This window comes from Niveibacterium umoris, from assembly GCF_014197015.1.
Classification (GTDB): domain Bacteria; phylum Pseudomonadota; class Gammaproteobacteria; order Burkholderiales; family Rhodocyclaceae; genus Niveibacterium; species Niveibacterium umoris.
The window spans coordinates 1-3,254 of the sequence record NZ_JACIET010000011.1; the positions used below are offsets into that span (position 1 = coordinate 1).

At 58.6% G+C, this 3,254-nt stretch carries 3 protein-coding genes; all 3 read right to left on the reverse strand.

Translation table 11 applies throughout. From position 1 onward, the window contains the following. Positions 1 to 198: 198 nt before the first annotated feature. On the reverse strand, positions 199 to 780 hold the full coding sequence (locus GGR36_RS21490; RefSeq protein ID WP_183638609.1) for a hypothetical protein: 582 nt from the start codon (positions 778 to 780) through the stop codon (positions 199 to 201). Further along, on the reverse strand, positions 752 to 2,512 hold the full coding sequence (locus GGR36_RS21495) for a hypothetical protein (RefSeq protein ID WP_183638612.1): 1,761 nt from the start codon (positions 2,510 to 2,512) through the stop codon (positions 752 to 754). Before GGR36_RS21495 ends, GGR36_RS21490 begins: the two co-directional genes overlap by 29 nt. A 16-nt stretch (positions 2,513 to 2,528) precedes the next feature. Beyond that, positions 2,529 to 3,254: DUF2345 domain-containing protein (locus tag GGR36_RS21500; RefSeq protein ID WP_183638615.1), on the reverse strand; the 726-nt coding region annotated here is incomplete at its 5' end.

Genomic DNA, 3,254 nt, shown 5'->3' on the forward strand with positions numbered 1-3,254 from the left:
GGCGTTGGCGCGGCACCGCGCTGCCACGGAAACTGGATCTTGATGCGGTGGTCGCGCGTGGTGCTGACGGTTTCGCCCTCGACACCGACGACGCGTGCGCTGTGACAGCCGGGTGCGCGCGGCCGGGCGGGCATATCCGGCACGATCGGTACGGCGGCGGGCAGCGCGGCGAAGCTGTCCCACCTGCAGTGCCACTATCTACTTGGGCTGTGGAACTTCCTCAGCAAATGGGACGGCATCCTCTTCGCTCAAGCCCGGCCCAGCATGAGGTGGTTCAATTGAATCCCAGAGCGTCTTGCCAGCCTTCGGCAATGTCATCACGCCGTCTTCGTAAACGAACTTCACGTTCTTCTTCAACGCAATCACGCTTCGTTTCTCGCCCCACGATGCCCAATGGAATTCGTTGCAGGCCTTTTTGACACCAAAGGCAATCACTTTCGCTGGCTTTTTCGAGAAGTCCACGAGGTACAGGCGTGGCGAACACCCTGATTGTGGAGAGCTTTCCCCGCTTGTGTAAATTCGAATCGAGCGATCCGAATTGCTGTCATCATCGAATAGTTGAGAATCCGATAACACGGCGGATCCATTCAAGTAGATGGTGTCGCGATAGCCCGTCTTAGCAGTTCCGCACTGACTTCGATAGACCTCTCCAAATGGATATGTCTTTACTTTTGATCGATTGCAGTCCTCCACGTTATCCTTCGAAAGCGCCCCGACCGCATATGCCATGCAAATAACCACAAACGTCCAATTAACCAACGATTTCAATTGCAGATCCACCTATCGTAACGAGCAGGTTAGTCAATTTTGAACATACGACCGGTTGCGAGCAAAAGTACTTCTCAGCTTGTGAAAAGTTCCCATCAATGAACCTTGCCAGCCACCATCGATATGCCACTTCGACATCATCATCGGCGGCGAGAATATGCTTCTTGGCCTTTTCTGTGCCGTCCCCCCCCAACTGCGTCGCAAACTTCTTCTTCAACCCATCCGTCCCTCCCTTGAGTTTCCCGAGCGTGTTGCGAATGAAAGCCGGCCCGGCTCCTTCTCCTTCATGATGCATCAGATACATCAGTTTGGCTTTGTCCATATCCGAAAGACCGGAGAGCTTGAATCCAGCCTTCTCCAGCACTCTGAGGTTGGCGGCGCCATAGTCCGCGGCCGCGTTGATGGACCACGTTGGATCCATTCGCATCGCAAGGCAGGCTTTGACATTTGCGTCGCTACTGCGCTTTCCATAGGGCGCGGTGGTTGCCTTTCCATCAGCAAGCACAAAGGCCCAATACTTTTTCCCTTTTGCGTCGGACTCCTGTCGCACCCAGCCTTTCGTCACGCTCTGATCGTGAATATAGTAGCCCGGCAACAGGACATGGCAGAGCCACGTGCTCGCCAGAAATTGCGTCAACCCGGCAGCCCCACTTTGTGGATTGCCTGCATTGGCATTCCATAGCTCACGGACGGTGGTTGTCACGACCGCCCCCTTTTTGTCTTTGATCGGATTGCCCTTCGCATCAAGTTGCGGGATCTTCTCGGCAACCTTGCCTGCCTCGCAATCCATCAGTGCGCAAAGGGCTTGGGGGATCAGGCCCAGTCGTTTCGATGCATCAAGGATCGCCGTCCGGAAAACGTTATTCCGGCCAAGGCGAAGTCCCTGCGGATTGGGGCACTCGGGGCCGGCAATGACGGCTACCGGATTCCCGGCAGAATTCAGCGTCTTTCCCGCCTCGGGCTTCTTGGGTGGTGATGCAGGCGCGTCGCCACTCGCCGCGCTTGCGCCTGTCAGCCGTCGCCACGCCTGCGCCAACGAACCGTTTGCACTCCACCAAGGCGCGGACGTATCGGGTTTCGCGGGCGTCCCTTTGTCCGACTCGGCTTTGGCGCCCCCAGCTTTTGAACTGCCTGTTTTCTGCGAAACGGCCTGATTAGCTTTTTCTTCTTTCGGCGGTGGGGGTGGTGTCTGTTGGTGCGGGCGCAAGGGCACAGCCGCTTTAACTTTAGGGCTTCTGACGATCACGGCGTTCTTGCATCGTGCCAAGTCAATCGTGCAAACCTGTTGTGATTTCCCGGTTTCATCCTTGACCTCGACCTGCGCCTCGCCTGAACGGTCGTTCGCTACTGGCAATGTAATCGCCCCCTGAGCGGTGCTGGTGGCCGTGCAAACCAAGCCCGAAGGAAGCGTGACCAGGAACTCGAGACCCGCTAGCGGTACGTCGAGCCCATCCCGGAATAGCAGTGAAACATGCGAGGGATCTTCTTCGTCGACGTCGTGAACGTCATTTGATGCGTCGTGCGCCGATGCGGCATCGGCGTCGGCGTCGGCGTCGGCGTCGGCGTCGGCGTCGGCACGCTTTGCGTCACCGCTTTCAATCGTTTCAATCGGCACCCCCTCTTTAACGGGGTCTTCTTTGCGCTCACTCACCTTGATCGAGTTCGCCAGCATTGCCGATTCCGAAGCGGATTCGTCGGCCGGTTCAAATCGGGTGAAGTCTGCAGTTCCGTCAATCTCACTCATCTCATGCTTCCTCGCCTTATTCGGAGGCTTCCGAATCGTTCAGCCCATCATGCGCAGGCGCGAGCGCTGGAAGATCGTCGTGGTATTCAATCGCCCAGTCGCCCTTCGGGCCGATCAGTGCATGCAGTTGTTCAGCCTCTTTGCGGATCCGGCGCGGCGCCAACCCATCACCACCGGTGCGCCCCTTCTCGACGACGGCCCCGTTCAAGACCAGCACATAGGGCAATGCGACGCTCTCTCCCGTAACCGAGCTGAACACGGCGAGGCGCTCGCTGTATTGCTCGGGCTCGGTCGACAGCAACGTGATTTCTGCATCTGGCACACGGGCCACGTGACCTGATGGAAGCTCAGGTGCACTCGCCGCCGCACTCCCGCCCCCCTCAAACGCATGGCTCGCGCCCTTCACCTCGAATTTGCCGGGGCATTTGAAGGTGATGTTGGCGCCGTTGAGTTCGATCTGGCTTTGGCCGGCGCTGAGCACGATTTTCTGCTGGGCGAGGATGTCGATACCTTCGCCGCTGCTGGTGACGCTTACGGATTTGTCGGCGGCGAGTTCCAGCGCGTCGGTGTGGGCACGCAGCGATAGAGGGCCGGCTGCGGCGACGGCGGCCAGGTCCTCTGTGGCGGTGAAGAGGCTGACTTCGCGTGCGGCGGTGAGGCTTGCACTATGGCCTGCGGCGAGGTGGCTGTCGCCGTGGGCAGTGAGACTGGCGCTCTCGCCGCTCATCCAGGTGAGGCTGGC

What these genes read in the sequence shown, in the direction of transcription:
- GGR36_RS21495 (WP_183638612.1), bottom strand. Translation starts at nt 2,512, where the DNA reads ATGAGTGAGATTGACGGAACTGCAGACTTCACCCGATTTGAACCGGCC.